The organism is Flavobacterium sp., from assembly GCF_043773265.1.
Classification (GTDB): Bacteria; Bacteroidota; Bacteroidia; order Flavobacteriales; family Flavobacteriaceae; genus Flavobacterium.
Map to the genome: position 1 here is coordinate 1 of NZ_JAYVFH010000016.1, position 21,339 is coordinate 21,339.

Here is a 21,339-nt window from a genome sequence, read left to right on the forward strand (position 1 = left end):
AAGACAGAGCGAAGAAAGCCAATTTACACAATAAGAAATTACGCGATTGCCGAGTACATTTAACGGATGCGAAAAACCCAAGAAGTTTAGAAAGTACGCTTTTTATTACTGAGGGAGATTCTGCTTCTGGTTCGATTACTAAAAGTCGTGACGTAAATACACAAGCCGTTTTCAGTTTACGTGGTAAGCCACTAAATTCGTACGGAATGACAAAGAAAATTGTGTACGAAAACGAAGAATTCAATTTATTGCAAGCCGCATTGAACATTGAAGAAAGTATGGAAGATTTACGTTATAACAATATCGTAATTGCTACCGATGCCGATGTCGATGGTATGCACATTCGTTTGTTACTAATTACCTTCTTCTTGCAATTTTTCCCAGAAATGATCAAGGAAGGTCATTTGTATATTCTTCAAACGCCATTATTTCGTGTGCGTAACAAGAAAGAAACCATTTATTGTTATTCCGAACAAGAGCGAAGAGATGCCATCGAAAAATTGAAGCCAAAACCAGAAATTACTCGATTTAAGGGATTAGGAGAAATTTCTCCAGACGAATTCAAAAATTTTATTGGAGAAACCATTCGTTTAGATCCAGTTATGTTAGATAAATCGACATCAATAGAAAAATTATTGGAGTTTTATATGGGTAAAAATACACCTGATAGGCAAACATTTATCATCAATAATTTGAAGGTTGAATTAGATGTGGTTGAACAAGTATAGAAATATAAAAGTAAACTGTTAACGAAAAAGATACTGAAATAAATTCAGCATAAATGAAAGACGAAGAAGAAGACAACATAAACCCAAATTCAGAAGACGATAACCAGTCAGAAGACTATTCTATTGATGAAAATCAAGAAGAAAATGACGCTGATGAAATTATTGAAGTAGATGCTAAACACTTTGAAGGTCAGCATTTTTACGAAAACGACGAGAATCCAGAAGATACCATTACCAAAGTTACAGGAATGTACAAAGATTGGTTTTTGGATTACGCTTCTTATGTGATTCTCGAGCGTGCTGTACCTGCAATTGAAGATGGTTTTAAACCAGTTCAGCGTCGTATTATGCACTCACTAAAAGAGTTAGATGATGGTCGTTATAATAAAGTTGCCAATGTTGTAGGTCATACGATGCAATATCATCCTCACGGAGATGCGAGTATTGGTGATGCAATGGTACAAATTGGTCAGCGTGAATTATTGATTGATTGCCAAGGGAACTGGGGAAATATCTTAACTGGTGATAGTGCTGCAGCTTCACGTTATATCGAAGCACGTTTGTCAAAATTTGCTTTAGAAGTTTTGTATTCTCCTAAAATTACCGATTGGGGAGTTTCTTATGATGGTCGTCGTGCAGAACCTAATAATTTGCCTGTAAAATTTCCATTATTATTGGCTTCTGGTGCCGAAGGGATTGCGGTAGGATTGTCTACCAAAGTTTTACCACACAATTTTAATGAACTAATCGACGCTTCAATAAAAATTCTGAAAGGAAAACCATTCACCATTTATCCAGATTTTCAAACGGCTGGTATTGCCGATGTTTCCAATTATAATGACGGTTTGCGTGGTGGAAGAGTTCGTGTGCGTGCCAAAATTTCGCAATTAGACAAGCAAACATTAGTCATTACCCAAATTCCTTTTTCTACAAATACATCAACATTAATCGATAGTATTTTGAAAGCCAATGAAAAAGGGAAAATCAAAATCAAAAAAATTGAAGACAACACGGCGGCAGAAGTTGAAATATTAATTCATCTTTTCCCAGGAGTTTCGCCAGATAAAACCATTGATGCTTTGTTTGCATTTACGGCCTGCGAAACGTCGGTTGCGCCTTTAGGTTGTGTTATTGAAGACAACAAACCGTTATTTATTGGTGTTTCTGCGATGTTAAAAATTTCGACCAACAGAACCGTTCAATTGCTAAAAAGCGAACTCGAAATTCAGTTAAGTGAACTCGAAGAGCAATGGCATTTCCTTTCGTTAGAACGTATTTTTATCGAAAATAAAATATACCGTGATATTGAGGACAAAACCACTCGTGAAGATGTTATAAAAGCAGTTGATGACGGATTAAAACCATTCACAAAAAACCTGAAACGAGCCGTTACCGAAGACGATATTCTTCGATTGTTAGACATACGAATTATGCGTATTTCTAAATTTGACAGTAACAAAGCACAAGATAAAATTGAAACTTTAGAAGGTGATATCGAACAAGTGAAACACCATTTAGAGAACTTAATCGATTTTGCTATTGATTATTTTACACGTCTAAAAGAAAAGTACGGAAAAGGTCGTGAGCGCCAAACAGAACTGAGAAGTTTCGATACGATTGAAGCAACAAAAGTAGCTTTGCGTAACACAAAATTGTATGTAAATAAGGAAGAAGGTTTCGTAGGGACTGGACTCAAAAAAGACGAATATGTTGCCGATTGTTCTGATATTGATGATGTTATCGTTTTTCTTCGAGATGGAAAACTGATGATTTCTAAAGTTGATGATAAGAAATTTGTTGGAAAAGATATTATTCATATTGCGATTTTTGACAAAAATGACAAGCGAACTATTTATAATATGATGTATCGCGATGGTAAAAATGGTTCAACTTTTATTAAACGTTTCAATGTTTCGGGTGTTACTCGTGATAAATTTTATGATTTAACCCAAGAAAAAGCAGGTTCACAAGTGTTGTATTTCTCTGCAAATCCTAATGGTGAAGCTGAGGTTGTAACCATATTATTACGCCAAGTTGGAAGTGTTAAAAAACTAAAATGGGATTTAGATTTTACTGATATTGCAATTAAAGGAAGAGCAAGTCGTGGAAATACAGTTACCAAATATCCTATAAAAAAAATCGAATTAAAAGAAAAAGGAATTTCAACTTTGCGACCACGAAAAGTGTGGTTTGATGATACAGTGCAAAGATTGAATGTTGATGGAAGAGGCGAATTATTAGGAGAATTTAGACCAAACGATAGATTACTTATCATCAATCAATCGGGAAAATTAAAAACTATTATTCCCGAATTAACTACGCATTTCGACGAAGATATGATTGTGATGGAAAAATGGCATCCTAAAAAACCAATATCTACTATTTATTATGATGGCGAAAAAGAACGCTATTTTATAAAACGTTTCTTGGTTGAAAACGAAAATAAAGAAGAAATTTTCATCACCGAACACGAAAAATCACAACTCGAAATTGTTTCTACCGATTGGCGACCAGTTGCAGAAGTTGTTTTTGCTAAAGTAAAAGGTGTTCAAAAAGACAATCAAACAATTGATATGGAACAATTTATTACCGTAAAAGGAATAAAAGCCATTGGAAATCAATTGACAACTGAAAAATTAAAACAAGTAAATTTATTAGAATCATTACCATTTGAAGAACCAGAAGAAATTGAACCAGAAGAAATAGAAGTTTCCGATGAAGAAACAATTTCTGAGGATATCCAAACCGAAACCGGCGATGATGGACAAATTGGGTTGAGTTTTGAGTAAAATATAGTGATAAGTTCAAAAACTTATCACTATAAAATTTATTCAACAAAACCTTTGAGATATAATACAGTAAAGTTTGGTTTTGTATTTGCATCAATAATTATGGATTTATTTATTTTACCAATATTACTTTTATCAGATATAAATTCTACTTTAATTTCAGCAAAATTATTTGGTTCAATAATAGAATCATTTAATTCAACTACAGTACAACCACAGCTTGTTTCTAATTTCTTTATTATTAACAAATTAGAAGATACATTTTTTAATTTAATTTTTTTTAAAACGGTATCAAATACTTTTATCTTGCCAAAATTTATTTCATTTTTATATTCTATTTTTGCGTAATCATTAGTTTTATTTTTACATGAAAAAAAAACTAGTAAAATTATTATTATTAGGAAAGTAATTCTATTTCTCATTTTCAATTAAGTTATAAATATTATTGTAAGTTTCATTCTTCTCAACATTCAAACTACCAAAGTATATAATCTTACCTTTTTTATTAATTATCATGTAATAAGGAACAGCTGAAAAATTTAATTTTTTAAAAATATCCTTATTAGTATAAAAATTTTTAAATGTATAATTACTTAAAAAAGATTTTGAGCGTTCAAAATCTTGATTTTTTTCCATCACATTCAAACCATAAAAATCTACTTCATCATCATTTTTATATTTGTTCTTTAATTCTTCAAATTTTGGAAACTGTTTAATACACTCTGCGCAAGAATTTGACCATAAATCAATTACTTGAATCTTATTATTAACTAAAATAATAGAAGAATTCCCAAATTCATCTTTTAAAAAAATTTTAGGAACGCTTTCTCCAATTATTTTATTTTGATCAAATCTGTAATAATAATAATTCAGAATATTAAAATAATTAATTGTTAAAATTATAAATGATAAGAAATATAAAATTATATAAATTACTTTTTTTTCAGTCTTAAATACTATTATACCAAATATTGACGAAACAATATAAATAATAAATCCAACGATTCCTGGCATTCGTTGATTTGTTATAGCTCCATAAATTGTTGTTGGCAACAACAACAAAAAAGGCAAAAAAATTAAAAAAATTCCAATTTTTTTAAAAGGATTCAATTTTAAAAGATAATAACTTAAAAAAAAATTAATAAAACCCGATACAATAAAATTAAGATATAAACCATATGCTCTTCCAAAAAGATTTACATACAAAATTATTATCAATCCAATAATATATAGAGTTTTATTAATTATAACTTTTTTCATTTTTTTATTGTATATAACATTTTCCATTACATTCAAAATATGTCATAAAGCCACAACCAGCTGTAGTTGATTTACAAAGTAAAGAATCTTTACAATCATTAACCTGCATAGCACACGAATATATAGAACCTTTGTTACAAGTACAATTCGGTAATGGATCACCACTACCGCCATCAAAAACTCTACCACTAATTGTATAAAAATTATTATAAATAAATTCATAAGAAAAAGTTAGTTCAGCTTTTTTTAAAAAATCTTTAACTATTACATTTTTGAAAATTTCTCTTTCATTATTATTTTTATAATCATCAAATAAATTAATAGTAAAATTTGATTTTAATTTTTTTAATAAATCCAATTGTTTTTCATTAAGTTTTTTATTTGCTATTAGATTTTCTAATTTACTATTCCATATTTTGTATTTATCCTCACTAGACAACATCAAATACATTAGTTTTTGACTATCGTAATTTTTTTCGCTCAAAACAACAGCAATTCTTGAATTGCTATCATTTTTTAATGTCTCATAATCACTATTACAAGATGCAAAAAATGACATTACAATTCCCAAAGTTAAAATTAATTTTTTCATAAGATTTGAATTTAATTAGTTTAATAATTATTTTTAGTAAATTTCCGATAATAAACTTAATGAATTATTTGTATTATAAATATTTTATTTATTTTTGATATAAATTATACAAATTATGAATGTAATATGAAACAAAATAAGAATTTTAAGAGAAACCAGAGGATTGTCTCAAGATAATATTGCTATTGAATTAGGAATTACTCAACCTTCATATGCTAGACTTGAAAAAGATGATGAGAGAATTAGCATAACTAGATTAGTTCATATTGCAAAAGTATTAAAAACTTCCGTTTCTGAATTAATTGATGAAAAAACTTTAAAAATAATTAATCAACAAAATAGTGAAAATCCAAGTGCATATGTTGATTCAATTATTAATTCTGATAAGGATCATATTAAGACTTTAAAAGAAGAAATTAGTTTTTTAAGAAATTTATTAAAAAAATAATTGTTAATAATTGCAATTTAATATCCAAACCGAAACCGGCGATGATGGACAAATTGGGTTGAGTTTTGAATGATACTAAAATAATATAAAAAAAATACATAAAAATTTTGTTATCCAAATAAAATAGTATAATTTTATACTCTATTTAAAAGTAATTTATACTATGGCAAAATATAAAATAAAAGAAAACGAAGATTTTAATGTTCTCAATGAACCACCAGCAGCTTATGAAAACTATAACTTGCCTGTATTTTCCAAATCAATTTTGTATAATACAGGTGATAAAGTTCCAGAATATAAATTGGCTTCCTTTGAAAAAATGGCAATTTTACATTCTGGTTTAAAAAAAACAAATCTAGAAAATCTAAAGTCAAGAGCTGAGCTAGATTATGACAAATTATCTATTGCACTATCAGTAACAAGAGCAACTTTAATCAATAAAAAAGGTAATGAAACTTATAGCGATACTGTTTCCGAAAGAATTTTAGCATTGAGTGATTTATATTCTTACGGTTATAAAGTTTTTGAAGACGAAGCTAAGTTTAATGATTGGATGTTTAGAGCAAATAAAGCTTTAGCAGGTAAAACTCCATATGATATTGTTGATAATCAATTTGGTAGAGAAGAAATAAAAAATCTTATTGGTAGAATAGAATATGGTGTTTACTCTTAAATTTCTGCAATGATTGTTTACAGAGTAGGAAAAAAGCAATATAGTACTGATTTACTTGGTGAAGGTGCTAGATTATTTGGTGGTAGATGGAATCCAGTTGGCACTTCTTGTTTATATACTTCTGCTAGTAGAGCTTTGGCTGTTTTAGAGTTTTCTGTAAATATTAATTCTATGGATATTCCTAGTGGTTTGTGTTTTACTGTTATTGAAATTCCTGAAACTGAAATTGAAGAAATTTCAATAAAAAATCTTCCTGAAAATTGGAATTCATTTCCTGTTTCTTCATTGACTCAAATTTTTGGTGCTGATTTACTTAAAAATTGCAAAAAACCAATAATCAAAATTCCTTCGACAATAATTTCTACTGAATTTAATTATTTGTTAATCCCAAAACATCTAAAAAGTCAAAATTTTAAAATTATAGCAATTGAAGATTTTGAATATGATATTAGAATTAAATCAAAATAGAAATTTCTAATATAACTTCAATAAAAAAACGCTCCTAAAAGAGCGTTTATAATATTATTGCATCGGACTAGATTTTTTCTTCTCTAAAGGATTTACTTCAGCTCTAACCAATACTTCACCTTTAATTTTTATTGCTACTCTTCCACCTTCAACATTGGCAGCATTAGTCTCAACAGTAATAGTTTTTCTAATTGGTCCAGGATTCATATTGTACTGAACTTCAATTTTATCTGACTTTCCTGGCATAATTGGTTGCGTTGGCTTTGTAGGCACTGTACAACCACATGTAGAAACTACATTTGTAATAATTAAAGGTGCATCACCAGTGTTTTTAAACTCAAAAACTCTCTTTCCTGAATCTTCACCTTTATAAACCGTTCCATAATCTATAGTATTGTCTACCGCTTTAAACTCAATTTTTGCTTGAGAAAACCCAACAGAACTAACTATTATTGCTGCAAAAAGTATAATTTTTTTCATTTCTTTTTTCATTTGAATAGTGTAAATTTACTTACTTTAAATTAATACACAAAAATTTAATTCTTAATTTTTTATAAAAGTACATATTACTTACTTTTGCAAATAGAATACAAATAGTATACCAATTTTTTTTGAAGCGAATGGTTAGCTTTTTATCAGCAATCCGTTTTCCTGCTATACGTTACAATACTTGTTAAAAAAACAAGTATTTTCTCTACTATCAGGGCTAAAAAGCATTGGTAATTAAATCTTATTCAAATAAAAATTCAAATATCTAATATAATAAATCAAATATATAAATGATTCCAGCACAATTCAACGCCAAAGAAATAGAGAACAAATGGTACGACTATTGGATGAAAAACGATTATTTTACATCCAAACCAGATTCTCGTACACCATACACAATAGTAATTCCGCCACCCAATGTAACTGGAGTTTTACACATGGGACACATGTTGAACAATACCATTCAAGATGTACTCATTCGTCGTGCACGACTAAAAGGTTTCAACGCTTGTTGGGTTCCAGGAACAGATCACGCATCAATTGCAACCGAAGCAAAAGTTGTAGCCAAATTAAAAAGTGAAGGAATTAACAAAAACGATTTAACTAGAGAAGAATTTCTAAAACACGCTTGGGATTGGACCACCAAATATGGAGGAACTATTCTAGAACAACTAAAACAATTAGGATGTTCTTGCGATTGGAGCAGAACCAAGTTCACTATGGACGATGATATGTCGGCTTCTGTAATACATTCTTTTGTAGATTTATACAATAAAGGATTGATTTATCGTGGTTATAGAATGGTAAATTGGGATCCAGAAGCCAAAACAACTTTGTCTGACGAAGAAGTAATTTTTGAAGAACGCCAAGGAAAATTATATTTTTTAAAATATAAATTAGAAAATTCTGACCAATTTCTTACAGTTGCAACAACTCGTCCAGAAACTATTTTTGGAGATACAGCAATATGTATAAATCCAAACGATGAACGTTTTACACATTTAAAAGGTAAAAAAGTAATAATTCCAATATCAGGAAGAATAATTCCTATTATTGAAGACGAATATGTAGATATAGAATTCGGAACTGGATGTTTAAAAGTAACTCCAGCTCACGATATGAACGATAAAACTCTTGGAGAAAAACACAACCTTGAAATCATTGACATCTTCAATGAAGATGCAACTTTAAACTCTTTTGGATTGCATTATCAAGGAAAAGATAGATTTGTAGTTCGTGAAGAAATTGTCAAAGAACTAGAAACAATTGGTGCTTTAGCCAAAACCGAATCACATCTCAATAAAGTTGGAACTTCTGAAAGAACCAAAGCAGTTATCGAACCAAGATTATCCGATCAATGGTTTCTAAAAATGGAAGATTTGGTAAAACCAGCTATAAAAGCAGTTTTAGAATCAAACGAAATAAAATTATATCCAAAACGATTTGACAATACATATCGTCATTGGTTAGAAAACATTCGCGATTGGAATATTTCTCGTCAACTTTGGTGGGGACAACAAATTCCGGCTTATTTCTATGGAGATGGAAAAGAAGATTTTGTAGTTGCCAAAAATATAGAGGAAGCATTAGTTTTAGCAAAACTCAAAACTCAAAACCCACAACTCACAACAAAAAATTTAAGACAAGACGAAGACGCACTTGATACTTGGTTTTCATCATGGTTGTGGCCAATGGCAGTTTTTGGTGGAATTTTAAATCCAGAAAACGAAGATTTTAAATACTATTATCCAACCAACGATTTAGTAACTGGTCCAGATATTTTATTTTTTTGGGTTGCTCGAATGATAATTGCTGGTTATGAATATGCTGGTGAAAAACCATTTACAAATGTATATTTAACTGGTTTAGTACGTGACAAAGAACGCAGAAAAATGTCTAAATCATTAGGAAATTCGCCTGATCCCTTAGAATTAATAGAAAAATTTGGTGCCGATGGAGTTCGCGTAGGATTGCTTTTAAGTGCATCTGCAGGAAACGATATCATGTTCGACGAAGAACTGTGTAATCAAGGAAAAGTATTTTCTAACAAAATTTGGAATGCCTTTAAATTGATTAAAGGTTGGGAAGTTTCAAGTTCAATTGAGCAACCACAATCGTCTAAAGTTGCAATAGAATGGTATGAAACTAAACTGCAACAAACGCTTATAGAAATAGAAGATCATTTTGAAAAATACAGAATATCTGATGCTTTAATGGCAATTTACAAACTAGTTTGGGACGATTTTTGTTCTTGGTTTTTAGAAATGATAAAACCTGCATACCAACAACCAATTGACAAAGTTACATTTGACAAAGCCATAGAAATGATGGAAAGTAATTTAAAATTATTACATCCGTTTATGCCATTTTTAACAGAAGAAATTTGGCATTTAATAGCTGAAAGAACATCTCAAAATGCTTTGATAGTTTCGCAATGGCCAGAATCAAAATCTTTTAATGAAAAATTAATTTCAGATTTTGATACAACAATTGAGGTAATTTCAGGAATAAGAACTATTAGAAAAGATAAAAATATTCCGTTTAAAGATACTATAGATTTAAAAATTTTAAACAATGACAAAGCTTCAAGTTATTTTGATTCAGTTGTTTCTAAACTTGGAAACATCAATACATTAGAATATGTTTCAGATAAAGTTGATGGTGCATTGTCTTACAGAGTAAATTCTAACGAATACTTTATACCAATATCAGGAAACATAGATATTGAAGCCGAAATTGCCAAATTAACAGAAGAATTAATTTACAATAAAGGATTTCTAAAATCGGTGCAAGCTAAACTATTAAACGAAAAATTTGTTGCTGGAGCACCAGAAAAAGTGTTAGAAATAGAACGTAAAAAAGAAGCCGATACTTTGTCTAAAATTACAACTTTAGAGCAGAGTTTAGCAGGTTTAAAATAAATAACAAATCCCAAGTTTTCGGCTTGGGATATTTTTTTTTTAGAAATTTATTTAAAAAAAACAGCTTCAAAATTTCTTTCAAAGCTGCTTTCCAAAAATTAACCTAACTAATTAACTAATCTATTGTTATTTCGGCCAAATTCTCGTTTTGTTTCACTTTTCCTAATTGAATAGTTTGAAGAGTTCGTTCGGTTTTTCCGTTGGCTTTGGTTGTATAAATTTCTACCATAACCGTTGTTGGACCATTTTCTGTAAGTGTTCTTTCTCCAAAATAATTGGTTTTAATCATGTATTTTCCTTTTACAGCATTGCGTAATAAATATTGTTCTGGACCATAACCTTGAGTAAAATCTTTAGAAAATCTTGCGCCAGCTTGAGTATCTCTGTGACCATAATAACATTCTTCGCCAGTTGGTTCAATTACATGCAAATCGATATCGGTATCCATTTGATTCCAGTTTAAGATAATTCTTATTTCGACTGGCATTTTATTTAAATATTTTTTATCTAATTTATCAGTTTTAATTCCTTTATGTTCTTGCATCATTCGGTTTAAATCCATTAATATAATATCTTCTACTCCTGAATATTGTCCGCTCATTTCACCATAATAATTTACTTCTAATGCTTTTATTAATTCATCAAAACCTGCTTGATATTGTTTATTATCTTCTAATGTTAAACCCAAATCTCGATGTGCTTGTGGTTCTTGCGCTCTCCAAATTGCCACTTGATTTGCGGTAAACAATGCATCATCAAAAGCTTCCCATTGACGCAATAAATAAGTTAAAGATTTATACAACTGATGGTTTTCTAATCCTAAATCGGCAATATTACTCAATACCAGCAGTGCTTTTTCTTTATCGCCATTGTCATAAAAATAATTGGCTACATCAAAGTAAAAATTTGGATTTGTTATTTCGTCATTTCTTAATTGCAAGTATGCCTCATACTTTTTATCGGCTGCAACATTTGCCAATACCTTTAAATAAATTCTATCTGGATTCCATTGATTAACCTTAGTTTTTTCCTTTTCAAAATAGCCATTTTCATTGTTTTCAATTGAAATTGAATCGGATGATTTCCAATTGTAAGTTCCGTTTCTTGAAAAACCGTTAGAATTTGTAACTCGTATTCCAGAAACTTTTCCTGCTAAAGTCTTATCTGATATTTTATTTGCAGAAACCTCTATACTTTCACTTTTTACAAGTTGCATTGACGAAGTTTGAACTACTCTTCGTTTTTTTACTTCTACACCGCTATCTTCATCATCTTCTTCTCTAGAATCTCTTTTTATTCCATTTGCACCAGTTATTAAAACTTCATCCAAAGTTGATGAAGAATTTTTCAGTCTAATGGTATAATTTGTTTGTCTTCCTATAGTCAATTGCTTAACTTCCATACCAATAAAAGAAATTACTAAAGTTTCGCCTTGTCTAGCATTTAGTGCAAATTTTCCGTCAATATCAGTTGCAACTCCTCTTGTAGTTCCTTTAACAACAACAGTTGCTCCAGGTAAACCACCAACATCATCAGTAACAACGCCTCGAATATTGCCAACCATTTTGATTGGTTTAGAAACAATAATTGGTTTTGGTTTTGGTATTTGATATTTAACATCATTATTCCACCAAGACATAAGTTGTTGATAATAATTGGCAACATTTTCCCAATTACTATATTTTTTGGCTTGAGCATTGGTAATTTGTTGTTTCATAATTTTATCAAATTCTTCACGCAATTCTGTAGGAGGAACTATGTCATATTGAATATAATCGTTTAAACTTTCTAAAACAATTAATGATGTGTTTTGAGTAATAATTCCATATTTTTTTCCTATAGTTTCAATTTCCTCAGCATTTTGCTTGTATTGAATTTCTAAAAAAGCAATCTTTTTCTGTGCCCAAAGTTTTTCGATACTAACTTCATTTGATGCTTGATTAGTAGCATCAATTAGTATAGTTTTTTCTAAAATTGGTGTTTCATTATATCCAAATTGCAATACAACTTCATTAGTAGCTTTTAATGAAATTCCAGCAACACTAAAACTTCCAGATGCTTGTGTTCCAACCATTGGATACATTTCAGTAACTAAATAATTATCTTTAACTCCAAGAAATTTCAAACTCTGAAAAACTAATTTATCCATTGCATCGGCAACTTTTAATTCATTCAAATTAATAAAATTACCAGCAGTTTTAATGGCATTATAATTCAAAAAAGCATAATCTGATGAAGTTAAGGAACTAATTGTATAAATTGGTTTTTTTATAGTTGGCAAAACATTGGAACTCAAAGATGATAATCCATCTGTAAAAAATAAATATTCATCGTGAGTTGGTAACTTTATTTTAGAAAAACGAGTTCCTCCATCATATTGAGTATTCACTAAAACAGATTTTAAAGCTGACCAATCTGCATTTTTTATACTATAACTATTCTTTTTTTCGAAAGCATATCCTAACTGATAAAGAGTTACTTCAACATTTTTTAAGTCAGAAAAATAAGCATCCAATAGTTGTAACTCTTTTTTCAAATTTCTTTTTCTACAACTCAGCGAAACATCCCAAATTAAACCAATAGATGTTAGATTTTTCTTGTGGATTTTAATATTTTCAAGAATTGTATTTGCATAAAAATAATGTTGATTGTTTACAGATTGGACTACTACACTCGGAATATCAGAACGAATTGGAATGGTAATCAACATCTTATCTTTGGGCTTATAATTATTCTTTTTTATAGAAATTTGATAACTTTGATTAATATTTTCTAATGCCAATAAACCTTCATCAGTTGTAATTGTTGGTTCAGATGAAGCACCAATTATAGCAACATTCAATTCAAAAATATCCAATTGAACTGGATAACTACTCAACATTTGATAAGACAAATGTGTAGCATCAAAACTGCTTAATTCTTGCTCATATCCAATAATTACAATACGTTCTTTGCCTGGCATCAAAGGATAAATTCGTGTTCTAAAATTATTTCCTTCAACTTTTTCTAATAATCCTGGATCAACTCTGCGATGTTCAATTGCTTCAAAAACTTGTTTTCCTTTATTTTTATTTACTGGAACAGCTTCACGCATTTTGCCATTAATATCAATCGCATATCTTGAAACAGAAACGCTTTCTGGCAACGGAAACATAAGCTCTGCTTCCATTTGACGATTGGTTCCGTTAAAAAAATGCATTTCGGTTGTTGTGTAAGCAATATTGCCTACAACTTTTACATTTACCTTTAGTTGATTCAATCTAACCAAAGAAGAATCTTTTCCATTTACATTCAATTGTGGACTTTGACTTTGAACAAAACAGCTGAAACAAAACAGCATAAATAAGATTACATTTTTCATAAATATCATTTTTTAGGTTTCTCACAAAAAGAGTTATAATTGTATAGAGAACTAATTTTATAAAAAGGTTGGGATGCTTGAAAAATAAATTTTATTTAAACTTGAAAATACTATGCGTGCATAACAATTATTTTTACTACATTTGAAAATCAAAATAAAATAACTATGGATTTTTCAGCTAAAATGCTTCGTGACGATGCCTTAAAAGGTAAAACAATAGTGGTAACTGGTGGCGGAAGTGGCTTGGGTAAAGCAATGACCAAATATTTTTTAGAATTAGGCGCAAATGTTGCAATAACATCTCGTGATTTGGAAAAGTTAAAAAATACAGCTGCTGAACTTGAAAATGCAACCAATGGAAAATGTTTACCAATTCAATGTGATGTTCGACATTATGACCAAGTTGAAGCAATGTTAGCCAAAGTAATTACCTCTTTTGGCAAAGTTGATGTTTTACTAAATAATGCTGCAGGAAATTTCATTTCTCCAACTGAAAGATTATCAGCCAATGCATTTGATACCATTATAGATATTGTTTTAAAAGGTTCTAAAAACTGTACTTTGGCTTTTGGAAAACATTGGATAAAAGAAAAACAAACTAATTGCAATGTATTAAATATTGTAACTACTTATGCTTGGACAGGTTCGGGATATGTAGTGCCAAGTGCAACTGCCAAAGCTGGAGTTCTTGCAATGACAAGAAGTTTAGCAGTAGAATGGGCAAAATATGGTATTAGAATGAATGCAATTGCACCTGGACCATTTCCAACAAAAGGTGCTTGGGATAGATTATTGCCTGGCGATTTAGCCGAAAAATTTGATATGGCTAAAAAAGTGCCTTTAAGAAGAGTTGGCGACCATCAAGAATTGGCAAATTTAGCTGCCTATTTGGTTTCTGATTTTTCTGCTTACATAAATGGTGAAGTTGTTACAATTGATGGTGGCGAATGGCTTCAAGGTGCAGGACAATTTAATATTCTTGAAAAAATTCCTCAAGAAATGTGGGATATGCTTGAAACTATGATAAAAAATAAAGGAAGTAAATAAGTGCTCAGTTGTCAGTAATCAGTTTTCAGTAATCAGTGTTCAGTAGTTAGTAAAACTTATTGAAATATTAGTTAATTATTTTTTTTCATATTTAAATTTCTATGTTCAAAACTGAAAACTGAAAACTGATTACTGAAAACTGATCACTGATCACTGAAAACTCAAAACTAAATACTAAATTTTACAACATTGTTAACAAATAACACTTTTATAAACCATAATAAATTGTATTTTTACCACTCAAAATTTGAATAAAATAAATGGGCAAAATCATTGCAATAGCCAATCAAAAAGGTGGTGTAGGAAAAACAACAACTTCGGTCAATTTAGCCGCATCACTTGGTGTATTAGAAAAAAAAGTTTTACTAATTGATGCTGATCCACAAGCAAATGCAAGTTCAGGATTAGGAATTGATGTTGACTTTGTTGAAATAGGAACTTATCAAATACTGGAACATAGCAATTTACCAGAAGAAGCAATTGTAAAATCGACTTCGCCAAATGTTGATATAATTCCAGCTCATATTGACCTTGTTGCCATTGAAATAGAATTGGTTGACAAAGAAAATCGTGAGTACATGCTAAAACAAGCATTAGAAAAAATAAAAGACAATTACGATTATATTTTAATAGATTGTGCGCCATCATTAGGTTTGTTAACATTAAATGCTTTAACAGCTGCAGATAGTGTATTGATTCCTATTCAATGTGAATATTTTGCATTAGAAGGTTTAGGTAAATTATTGAATACTATTAAAAGTGTTCAAAAAATACATAATCCTGATTTAGATATTGAAGGTTTGCTATTGACGATGTATGATTCAAGATTACGCCTTTCTAATCAAGTAGTTGAAGAAGTTCAAAAGCATTTTAACGATATGGTTTTTAAAACTATTATACAACGAAATGTAAAACTAAGCGAAGCACCAAGTTTTGGAGAAAGTATTATTGCATTTGACGCAACAAGCAAAGGTGCAAGCAATTACCTAAGTTTGGCAGAAGAAATTATTAAAAAAAACAGTAACTAGTTTATGGCAAAGGCAATAAAAAAACAAGCTTTAGGAAGAGGATTGTCTGCATTGTTAAAAGATCCTGATAATGACATAAAATCTATAAACGATAAAAATGCTGACAAGGTTGTTGGTAATATTTTAGAAATTGAAATAGATTCGATAGAAATAAATCCGTTTCAACCTCGTACAAATTTTAACGAAGAATCACTAAAAGAATTAGCTTCTTCAATAAAAGAACTTGGTGTTATTCAGCCAATTACAGTTAGAAAATTAGACTTCAATAAATACCAATTAATTTCTGGTGAACGTCGTTTACGTGCTTCTAAACTTGTAGGTTTGGATACAATTCCTGCTTATATTAGAATTGCAAATGATAATGAATCGTTGGTTATGGCTTTGGTTGAAAACATTCAACGACACGATTTAGATCCAATAGAAATTGCATTATCCTACCAACGATTAATCGAAGAAATTCAGCTTACTCAAGAACAAATGAGTGAACGTGTTGGAAAAAAAAGATCTACAATCACCAATTATTTACGACTTTTAAAATTAGATCCAATTATTCAAACTGGTATTCGTGATGGTTTTATTTCTATGGGACACGGAAGAGCTATGATTACTATTGAAGATCAAGACATTCAATCGGATATTTATCATAAAATAGTAAGTCAAAATTTATCAGTTCGTGACACAGAATCTTTAATAAAAAAATACCAAGAAGGTTTAAAACCAATTTCAACAATTGCAAAAAAATCTAATGCCTTTTCTATTGCAGACGAACAAAAGAAAGCGTTTACAAATTTCTTTGGAGCAAAAGTAGATGTAAAAGTGGCAGGAAACGGAAAAGGAAAAATTGCAATTCCGTTTCATTCAGAAGAAGATTTTAATAGAATTATCAAATTATTAAAAGCATAGTGATTAAGCCATTATACATATTTTTAATTGTTTTTCTCATAGGAAACACATCGATATTGGCTCAAGAAAAACTTCAAATTACAGAATCATTTATTGCAAAAGACACAATAAAAAAATCTAAAATAAATCCGCTAGCACCATCAAAAGCAGCATTTTATTCGGCTATTGTTCCAGGTTTAGGGCAAGCTTACAATAAAAGATACTGGAAAATTCCATTAGTTTATGGAGCAATTGGAACAGGACTTTATTCTTATTCCTTTAACAATAAAAGATACCATCAATATCGTGATGCTTATAAAAGAAGATTGGCTGGTTACAATGATGATAATTTACAGTATTTAGACAACAATCGTTTAATTTCTGGTCAACGTTTTTATCAAAAAAATCGTGATTTATCATTATTAATTACTGCCGGAATTTATATTTTGAACATTGTAGATGCAAATATTGATGCACACTTAATGCAATTTAATGTAAACGAAAACTTATCTCTTAGACCAGATTTACAACAAAATGAGATGGATAATAAACATAATTTGGCATTAACACTTTGTTTTAATTTTTAGATTTATTTAACTAATTCATTTGTAACATTTAGCAACTATTCGCAACCAATATAAAATATGAAATTAGCACTTCTTGGATATGGAAAAATGGGACAAGTAATTGAACGAATTGCTCTAGAAAGAGGTCACGAAATAATATTAAAAAAAACAAGTTCTACAACTTTTGAAGGAATAGAAAATGCTGATGTTGCAATAGATTTTAGTGTTCCTGATGCTGCAATTGAAAACATTTCAGAATGTTTAAATAAAGGAATTCCAGTAGTTTCTGGCACTACAGGTTGGTTAGAAAATTATGAAAAAATGGTTTCGCTATGTAATGAAAAAAAAGGTGCTTTTATTTATGGTTCAAACTTTAGTTTGGGAGTAAATTTGTTTTTTGAATTGAACGATTATTTGGCTAAAATGATGTCGAAGTTCAATCAATATCAAGTTTCAATGGAAGAAATTCATCATACACATAAATTAGACAAACCCAGCGGAACGGCAATTTCATTAGCAAACGGAATTATAAACCATACAAAACATAAAAATTGGTCAATAGAAAATTCGAAGCCAGATGATTTATTTATTGATGTTAAAAGAATAGATGCTATTCCAGGAACACATTCTGTTTTTTACACTTCAAATGTTGATACTATTGAAATAAAACATACTGCTCACAGCCGAGATGGTTTTGCCATTGGTTCAATAATTGCTGCAGAATGGCTGATTGGTAAGAAAGGCGTTTTTACAATGAAAGATGTTTTGAATATTGAAAATAACATTACTTTCTAATGTCATTATTTTCAATTTTTTTATCATCGAAATAATCGTCGAATTTTTTACCAAAATTATAAGTTAGAGTTAGTAATGCATTTGTAAAATTATTTCTTGAAACTCTACTTTCATGAAAATTATTAGAATTACTTGTATCTCGAGAAATAGTTGCATCATCACCAAGAAGATTTTGAATATAAAAACTCAAACCTAATTTTTCTTTAAATAAATTTGTTGAAATTGAAAAATCCAAATAAGGATAAGTTACTTTTTTTGAAAGAAGTGAATAATTCGGATTGCTATACGTTCCTGAAAATGAAACTGATACTTTATCTTTAAATAAATTTGTATAGATATATAATGAACTTTCAAAACTTACTCCATTATTTTTTTTTATTAATGCTGATAAATCTTGAGTTTCATATACATTATAGTTTAAACCAGAATCAATATTTAATCCAATTTTCTTAAATAATTGAGTCGAATAACCAAATTCAATTCCTGTTGAATTAAATTTAGATGCATTGTTTAAAGTTCTTATCAATAAATCTCCTTGTTTTTTATAAATATTTACAATAGAATTATTAATGTTTGTACTATATATTTTTATAGAATAATTTTCTAAATTAATTTCTTTATTAAATTTAAGGAAATGATAATTTCTTATTTGTTGATTAAGATTTGAATTGCCTTGACTGGCAATTCCAGGACTATATATTATTAGTGTTTCATTCAAATCATTAGGACTTGGTCTTAAAACTTTTTTAGAATAACCAATACTAACATCTGATTTATTTTTAAAATGATATAATGCATTTAAGGTAGGTAATAGTATATTATAATTCTTAAAAAAACTATCACTTTTATTACTAGAATACTCATAAGTAAATGATGTTTGAGTTGAAAGTTTTTCAGACCAATCATTATTAACTTCAAATGTACCATTATAAACATCTTGTTTTATATAAAAATCGGTATTTATAAAACTATAATTTCTATTTATATATTTTAAATCATATAATAAACTTGCTGATTTTTTAAATATTTTGATATTTTGAATTTCATAACATAAATTCCATGATAGTTCATTATTTTGAGATTTTACATCGTAATTATTAATTATGTCATTATTATTATATTCACTACTATAAAAATTACTTGTAATAGTATATTTTTTTTTAAAGTATAAAGTTTTATTTTCACCTGTTTTTTGTTTGTAAACAGATGAAATCTCTAATTCATTATTAGTTGTAAAATCTAAATTTTTATAATTATTAAAATTACTTAAATTTAAATTTGAAGTTCCTATTATATTTCCATTAACCTTGTAGCCACCATAATATCCACTTAATGTTAAATCAGATTTTTGAGAAAAATTTAAACCCATTCTGGAACTAATAGAATTTTGAGTAACTTTAGAATTGTTAATAAAATTTTGCACATAATATCCATCATTATCATTCCTAGTTAAATCATTTGTACTAATTTGATTATTCTTTAAATAACTAACATCTCCTTTAAAACTAAGAATTCCTTTTTTATAAACAAAAGATGGATTTGTCGATAAGTAATTATTTCTAACTCCAGTTGTACCACTTATAGACCCTTTAAAAAATTGCTGCTTTGTTTTTTTTGTAACAATATTTACAATTGCTCCCATAAAGTCAGTTCCAAAAGTAGAAGAAGGATTATTCATAATCTCAACCCTATCAATAGTTGACGTATTTAAATTTTTTATTTCATTTGGCATAGCTTCAATACCATCAATGAAAATTTTTGCTCTTAAATTTCCTTCAACAATAATTTCGCCACTTTCTTTATTACAATAAACATTAGGTATTGAACTCAATACTTCTGTTGCTTTAGAGTTTTTTATGAATTTTTTTTGATTAATTTTATATGATGATTTACTAGCAGAATGTGTTATTTTCTCATTCGCTTTTATGACAACTTCTTCCAAATATTCAATATTGTCATTTTCTAAAACAGCATCAAAAAACATTATCTCATCGGTAATTATCAACTTTTTAATATAAGGTCTAAATCCTTTATAGTTTACTTTTAATATTATAGTATCATTTATTAAACTATTAATACCGATAAACTTATAATCACCATTTTCATTTGAAACTGCAAATTTTGAATTTTCATCTATTTGCAATTCTATAAAAACTTCTGACAAGAAATTGTTTTCAGATTTTATTTTTCCTGATAAATCAATTTTTTTTTGTGAAAAAATAAATGAATAAGAAAGTATTAAAATAAATAAAAAGATTTTTTTTAAATGCATAAGTTTTAATGATAAATATATAAGTTTTTAAAAGATTTTTTTTAGAATTTAAAATAACTAAAAACTTTCCTGTTTAAAACAGGAAAGTTACAATTTAGCTTAGAAGCTCTAAATTAGTTGAAAATACTAACCTGGAATTACAGTTTTAGCACCAACAAGCCAGTGAGAACTTCCATCTGGTGATAATACTTTAACACAACCGCCTGTACTACCATTGCATCTAATAGTTGTAGCTGTCGCGTTAACATTAATAGAGCCAATAATTGCTAGCGTTACTCCGAACACTACAACAATAAATTTCATTTTTTGTTTCATAATTTAAAAAATTAAAGTTAATAAAAATTTCCATCATATATATCTCGAGAATTTAAAAGATGCATAATTAGTTTCAAATTTAAGAATTATCATATCCTGTTTAATATAAACATTTACAATATCGCTTGAACAGTAATTATTGTAGTTTAGCTTAAAACTTTGTATGTATTTCATATTTAATTTTGAATATTGATCAATGATTATTTTATCCTTTTCTTTTGATGCCATTGAAAATACATATATATTATTATCAGCCATGAATAATCCTGCATTTGTAAATTTCAAACCTGCACGACTATAATAACATTCATTATTTGCATTTTTAATTACTTTAGGCAAAGAAGTATTATCATTAGTATTTAATTCATTTAAAAAAAGACCTTTACCATTAAATATGAAAATTTTAGAATTTTTATCACAAGTATAAGATATTGAATTAATTTCTGCTTTTTGAAAATATCCACAATGCTCAACAACAGTTTCTGGTTTATATGATTTTGCATTAGTTTGCAAAATTTTTGAATCAAGTATTTTATTTTCTAAAATATCTAAAATAAAAAAACCTGATTTATAACTATTATTTCTAAATATCTCTCCAAAAAATAAATATTTATTTGAAACGTTATCTAATGAAATTAAAAAAGAAATATCCACATTTTTTATTTTAGTTTCAATAATATTTTTGTTAATTATATCGTATTTATA

19 protein-coding genes are annotated in these 21,339 nt (G+C 28.6%); 11 read left to right on the forward strand and 8 right to left on the reverse strand.

Annotated features, from left to right (window positions below; genetic code table 11):
* Positions 1 to 728: toprim domain-containing protein (locus ACH2BO_RS00780; RefSeq protein WP_395042854.1), on the forward strand; the 728-nt coding region annotated here is incomplete at its 5' end.
* A 53-nt stretch (positions 729 to 781) separates the two neighbouring features.
* Positions 782 to 3,517 (forward strand): DNA gyrase/topoisomerase IV subunit A, encoded by a 2,736-nt coding sequence (locus ACH2BO_RS00785; protein ID WP_395042855.1) that lies wholly within the window; start codon positions 782 to 784, stop codon positions 3,515 to 3,517.
* A gap of 38 nt (positions 3,518 to 3,555) precedes the next feature.
* On the opposite strand, the gene ACH2BO_RS00790 is transcribed toward ACH2BO_RS00785, so the two are convergent.
* From ACH2BO_RS00790 to ACH2BO_RS00800, 3 genes are read right to left on the reverse strand one after another with little or no spacing between them, the layout of a single operon-like run.
* On the reverse strand, positions 3,556 to 3,939 hold the full coding sequence (locus ACH2BO_RS00790) for a DUF1573 domain-containing protein (RefSeq protein ID WP_395042856.1): 384 nt from the start codon (positions 3,937 to 3,939) through the stop codon (positions 3,556 to 3,558).
* Entirely contained in the window at positions 3,929 to 4,777 is an 849-nt protein-coding gene (locus ACH2BO_RS00795; RefSeq protein WP_395042857.1) for a TlpA family protein disulfide reductase, read from the reverse strand. Before ACH2BO_RS00795 ends, ACH2BO_RS00790 begins: the two co-directional genes overlap by 11 nt.
* 4 nt (positions 4,778 to 4,781) lie before the next feature.
* Positions 4,782 to 5,369, reverse strand: coding sequence for a bacteriocin fulvocin C-related protein (locus ACH2BO_RS00800; protein WP_395042858.1), 588 nt, complete (start codon positions 5,367 to 5,369; stop codon positions 4,782 to 4,784).
* Between the two features lie 142 nt (positions 5,370 to 5,511).
* On the opposite strand from ACH2BO_RS00800, the gene ACH2BO_RS00805 reads away from it, so the two are divergent.
* The 3 genes from ACH2BO_RS00805 to ACH2BO_RS00815 all read left to right on the forward strand — a co-directional run bounded on the left by ACH2BO_RS00805 (position 5,512) and on the right by ACH2BO_RS00815 (position 6,958).
* A complete protein-coding gene (locus ACH2BO_RS00805) occupies positions 5,512 to 5,817 on the forward strand; it encodes a helix-turn-helix domain-containing protein (protein ID WP_395042872.1) in 306 nt (101 codons plus the stop codon).
* 163 nt (positions 5,818 to 5,980) lie between these two features.
* Positions 5,981 to 6,490 carry an antitoxin Xre/MbcA/ParS toxin-binding domain-containing protein gene (locus ACH2BO_RS00810; RefSeq protein WP_395042859.1) on the forward strand — a complete coding sequence of 170 codons (510 nt, stop codon included), beginning with the start codon at positions 5,981 to 5,983 and terminating at the stop codon, positions 6,488 to 6,490.
* Between the two features lie 9 nt (positions 6,491 to 6,499).
* Positions 6,500 to 6,958 carry an RES family NAD+ phosphorylase gene (locus ACH2BO_RS00815; RefSeq protein WP_395042860.1) on the forward strand — a complete coding sequence of 153 codons (459 nt, stop codon included), beginning with the start codon at positions 6,500 to 6,502 and terminating at the stop codon, positions 6,956 to 6,958.
* 54 nt (positions 6,959 to 7,012) lie between these two features.
* On the opposite strand, the gene ACH2BO_RS00820 is transcribed toward ACH2BO_RS00815, so the two are convergent.
* Positions 7,013 to 7,438, reverse strand: a complete 426-nt coding sequence (locus ACH2BO_RS00820; RefSeq protein WP_395042861.1) for a DUF1573 domain-containing protein — start codon at positions 7,436 to 7,438, stop codon at positions 7,013 to 7,015.
* 299 nt (positions 7,439 to 7,737) lie between these two features.
* Between ACH2BO_RS00820 and ACH2BO_RS00825 the strand changes: the two genes are divergently transcribed.
* Positions 7,738 to 10,368, forward strand: a complete 2,631-nt coding sequence (locus ACH2BO_RS00825) for a valine--tRNA ligase (RefSeq protein ID WP_395042862.1) — start codon at positions 7,738 to 7,740, stop codon at positions 10,366 to 10,368.
* Positions 10,369 to 10,483: 115 nt separating this feature from the next.
* On the opposite strand, the gene ACH2BO_RS00830 is transcribed toward ACH2BO_RS00825, so the two are convergent.
* Entirely contained in the window at positions 10,484 to 13,729 is a 3,246-nt protein-coding gene (locus ACH2BO_RS00830) for a VIT domain-containing protein (RefSeq protein ID WP_395042863.1), read from the reverse strand.
* Positions 13,730 to 13,894: 165 nt separating this feature from the next.
* On the opposite strand from ACH2BO_RS00830, the gene ACH2BO_RS00835 reads away from it, so the two are divergent.
* The 5 genes from ACH2BO_RS00835 (at position 13,895) to dapB (ending at position 18,047) form a co-directional block, all read left to right on the forward strand.
* Positions 13,895 to 14,776 carry an SDR family oxidoreductase gene (locus ACH2BO_RS00835; protein ID WP_395042864.1) on the forward strand — a complete coding sequence of 294 codons (882 nt, stop codon included), beginning with the start codon at positions 13,895 to 13,897 and terminating at the stop codon, positions 14,774 to 14,776.
* Between the two features lie 260 nt (positions 14,777 to 15,036).
* Entirely contained in the window at positions 15,037 to 15,804 is a 768-nt protein-coding gene (locus ACH2BO_RS00840) for a ParA family protein (RefSeq protein WP_395042865.1), read from the forward strand.
* Positions 15,805 to 15,807: 3 nt separating this feature from the next.
* The gene (locus tag ACH2BO_RS00845; RefSeq protein ID WP_395042866.1) at positions 15,808 to 16,707 is read left to right on the forward strand and encodes a ParB/RepB/Spo0J family partition protein; all 900 of its coding nucleotides are present in this window, start codon (positions 15,808 to 15,810) and stop codon (positions 16,705 to 16,707) included.
* Between the two features lie 56 nt (positions 16,708 to 16,763).
* A complete protein-coding gene (locus ACH2BO_RS00850; protein WP_395042867.1) occupies positions 16,764 to 17,273 on the forward strand; it encodes a DUF5683 domain-containing protein in 510 nt (169 codons plus the stop codon).
* 57 nt (positions 17,274 to 17,330) lie between these two features.
* Entirely contained in the window at positions 17,331 to 18,047 is a 717-nt protein-coding gene (gene dapB / locus ACH2BO_RS00855) for a 4-hydroxy-tetrahydrodipicolinate reductase (RefSeq protein WP_395042868.1), read from the forward strand.
* On the opposite strand, the gene ACH2BO_RS00860 is transcribed toward dapB, so the two are convergent.
* The 3 genes from ACH2BO_RS00860 to ACH2BO_RS00870 form a co-directional block, all read right to left on the reverse strand.
* The gene (locus tag ACH2BO_RS00860) at positions 18,037 to 20,319 is read right to left on the reverse strand and encodes an outer membrane beta-barrel protein (protein ID WP_395042869.1); all 2,283 of its coding nucleotides are present in this window, start codon (positions 20,317 to 20,319) and stop codon (positions 18,037 to 18,039) included. The two genes, dapB and ACH2BO_RS00860, sit on opposite strands and share 11 nt — an antisense overlap.
* Positions 20,320 to 20,445: 126 nt before the next feature.
* Complete coding sequence (locus ACH2BO_RS00865; RefSeq protein WP_395042870.1) at positions 20,446 to 20,604, reverse strand: hypothetical protein; 159 nt, start codon at positions 20,602 to 20,604, stop codon at positions 20,446 to 20,448.
* A 63-nt stretch (positions 20,605 to 20,667) separates the two neighbouring features.
* The coding region (locus tag ACH2BO_RS00870) for a hypothetical protein (RefSeq protein ID WP_395042871.1) at positions 20,668 to 21,339 on the reverse strand (672 nt) is incomplete at its 5' end.

Excerpts from the sequence above, each read along its gene's own strand:
- ACH2BO_RS00785 (WP_395042855.1), top strand. The coding sequence starts at position 782 with ATGAAAGACGAAGAAGAAGACAACATAAACCCAAATTCAGAAGACGAT.
- ACH2BO_RS00790 (WP_395042856.1), bottom strand. The coding sequence starts at position 3,939 with ATGAGAAATAGAATTACTTTCCTAATAATAATAATTTTACTAGTTTTT.
- ACH2BO_RS00795 (WP_395042857.1), bottom strand. The coding sequence starts at position 4,777 with ATGAAAAAAGTTATAATTAATAAAACTCTATATATTATTGGATTGATA.
- ACH2BO_RS00800 (WP_395042858.1), bottom strand. The coding sequence starts at position 5,369 with ATGAAAAAATTAATTTTAACTTTGGGAATTGTAATGTCATTTTTTGCA.
- ACH2BO_RS00810 (WP_395042859.1), top strand. The coding sequence starts at position 5,981 with ATGGCAAAATATAAAATAAAAGAAAACGAAGATTTTAATGTTCTCAAT.
- ACH2BO_RS00815 (WP_395042860.1), top strand. The coding sequence starts at position 6,500 with ATGATTGTTTACAGAGTAGGAAAAAAGCAATATAGTACTGATTTACTT.
- ACH2BO_RS00820 (WP_395042861.1), bottom strand. The coding sequence starts at position 7,438 with ATGAAAAAAATTATACTTTTTGCAGCAATAATAGTTAGTTCTGTTGGG.
- ACH2BO_RS00825 (WP_395042862.1), top strand. The coding sequence starts at position 7,738 with ATGATTCCAGCACAATTCAACGCCAAAGAAATAGAGAACAAATGGTAC.
- ACH2BO_RS00830 (WP_395042863.1), bottom strand. The coding sequence starts at position 13,729 with ATGAAAAATGTAATCTTATTTATGCTGTTTTGTTTCAGCTGTTTTGTT.
- ACH2BO_RS00835 (WP_395042864.1), top strand. The coding sequence starts at position 13,895 with ATGGATTTTTCAGCTAAAATGCTTCGTGACGATGCCTTAAAAGGTAAA.
- ACH2BO_RS00840 (WP_395042865.1), top strand. The coding sequence starts at position 15,037 with ATGGGCAAAATCATTGCAATAGCCAATCAAAAAGGTGGTGTAGGAAAA.
- ACH2BO_RS00845 (WP_395042866.1), top strand. The coding sequence starts at position 15,808 with ATGGCAAAGGCAATAAAAAAACAAGCTTTAGGAAGAGGATTGTCTGCA.
- dapB (WP_395042868.1), top strand. The coding sequence starts at position 17,331 with ATGAAATTAGCACTTCTTGGATATGGAAAAATGGGACAAGTAATTGAA.
- ACH2BO_RS00860 (WP_395042869.1), bottom strand. The coding sequence starts at position 20,319 with ATGCATTTAAAAAAAATCTTTTTATTTATTTTAATACTTTCTTATTCA.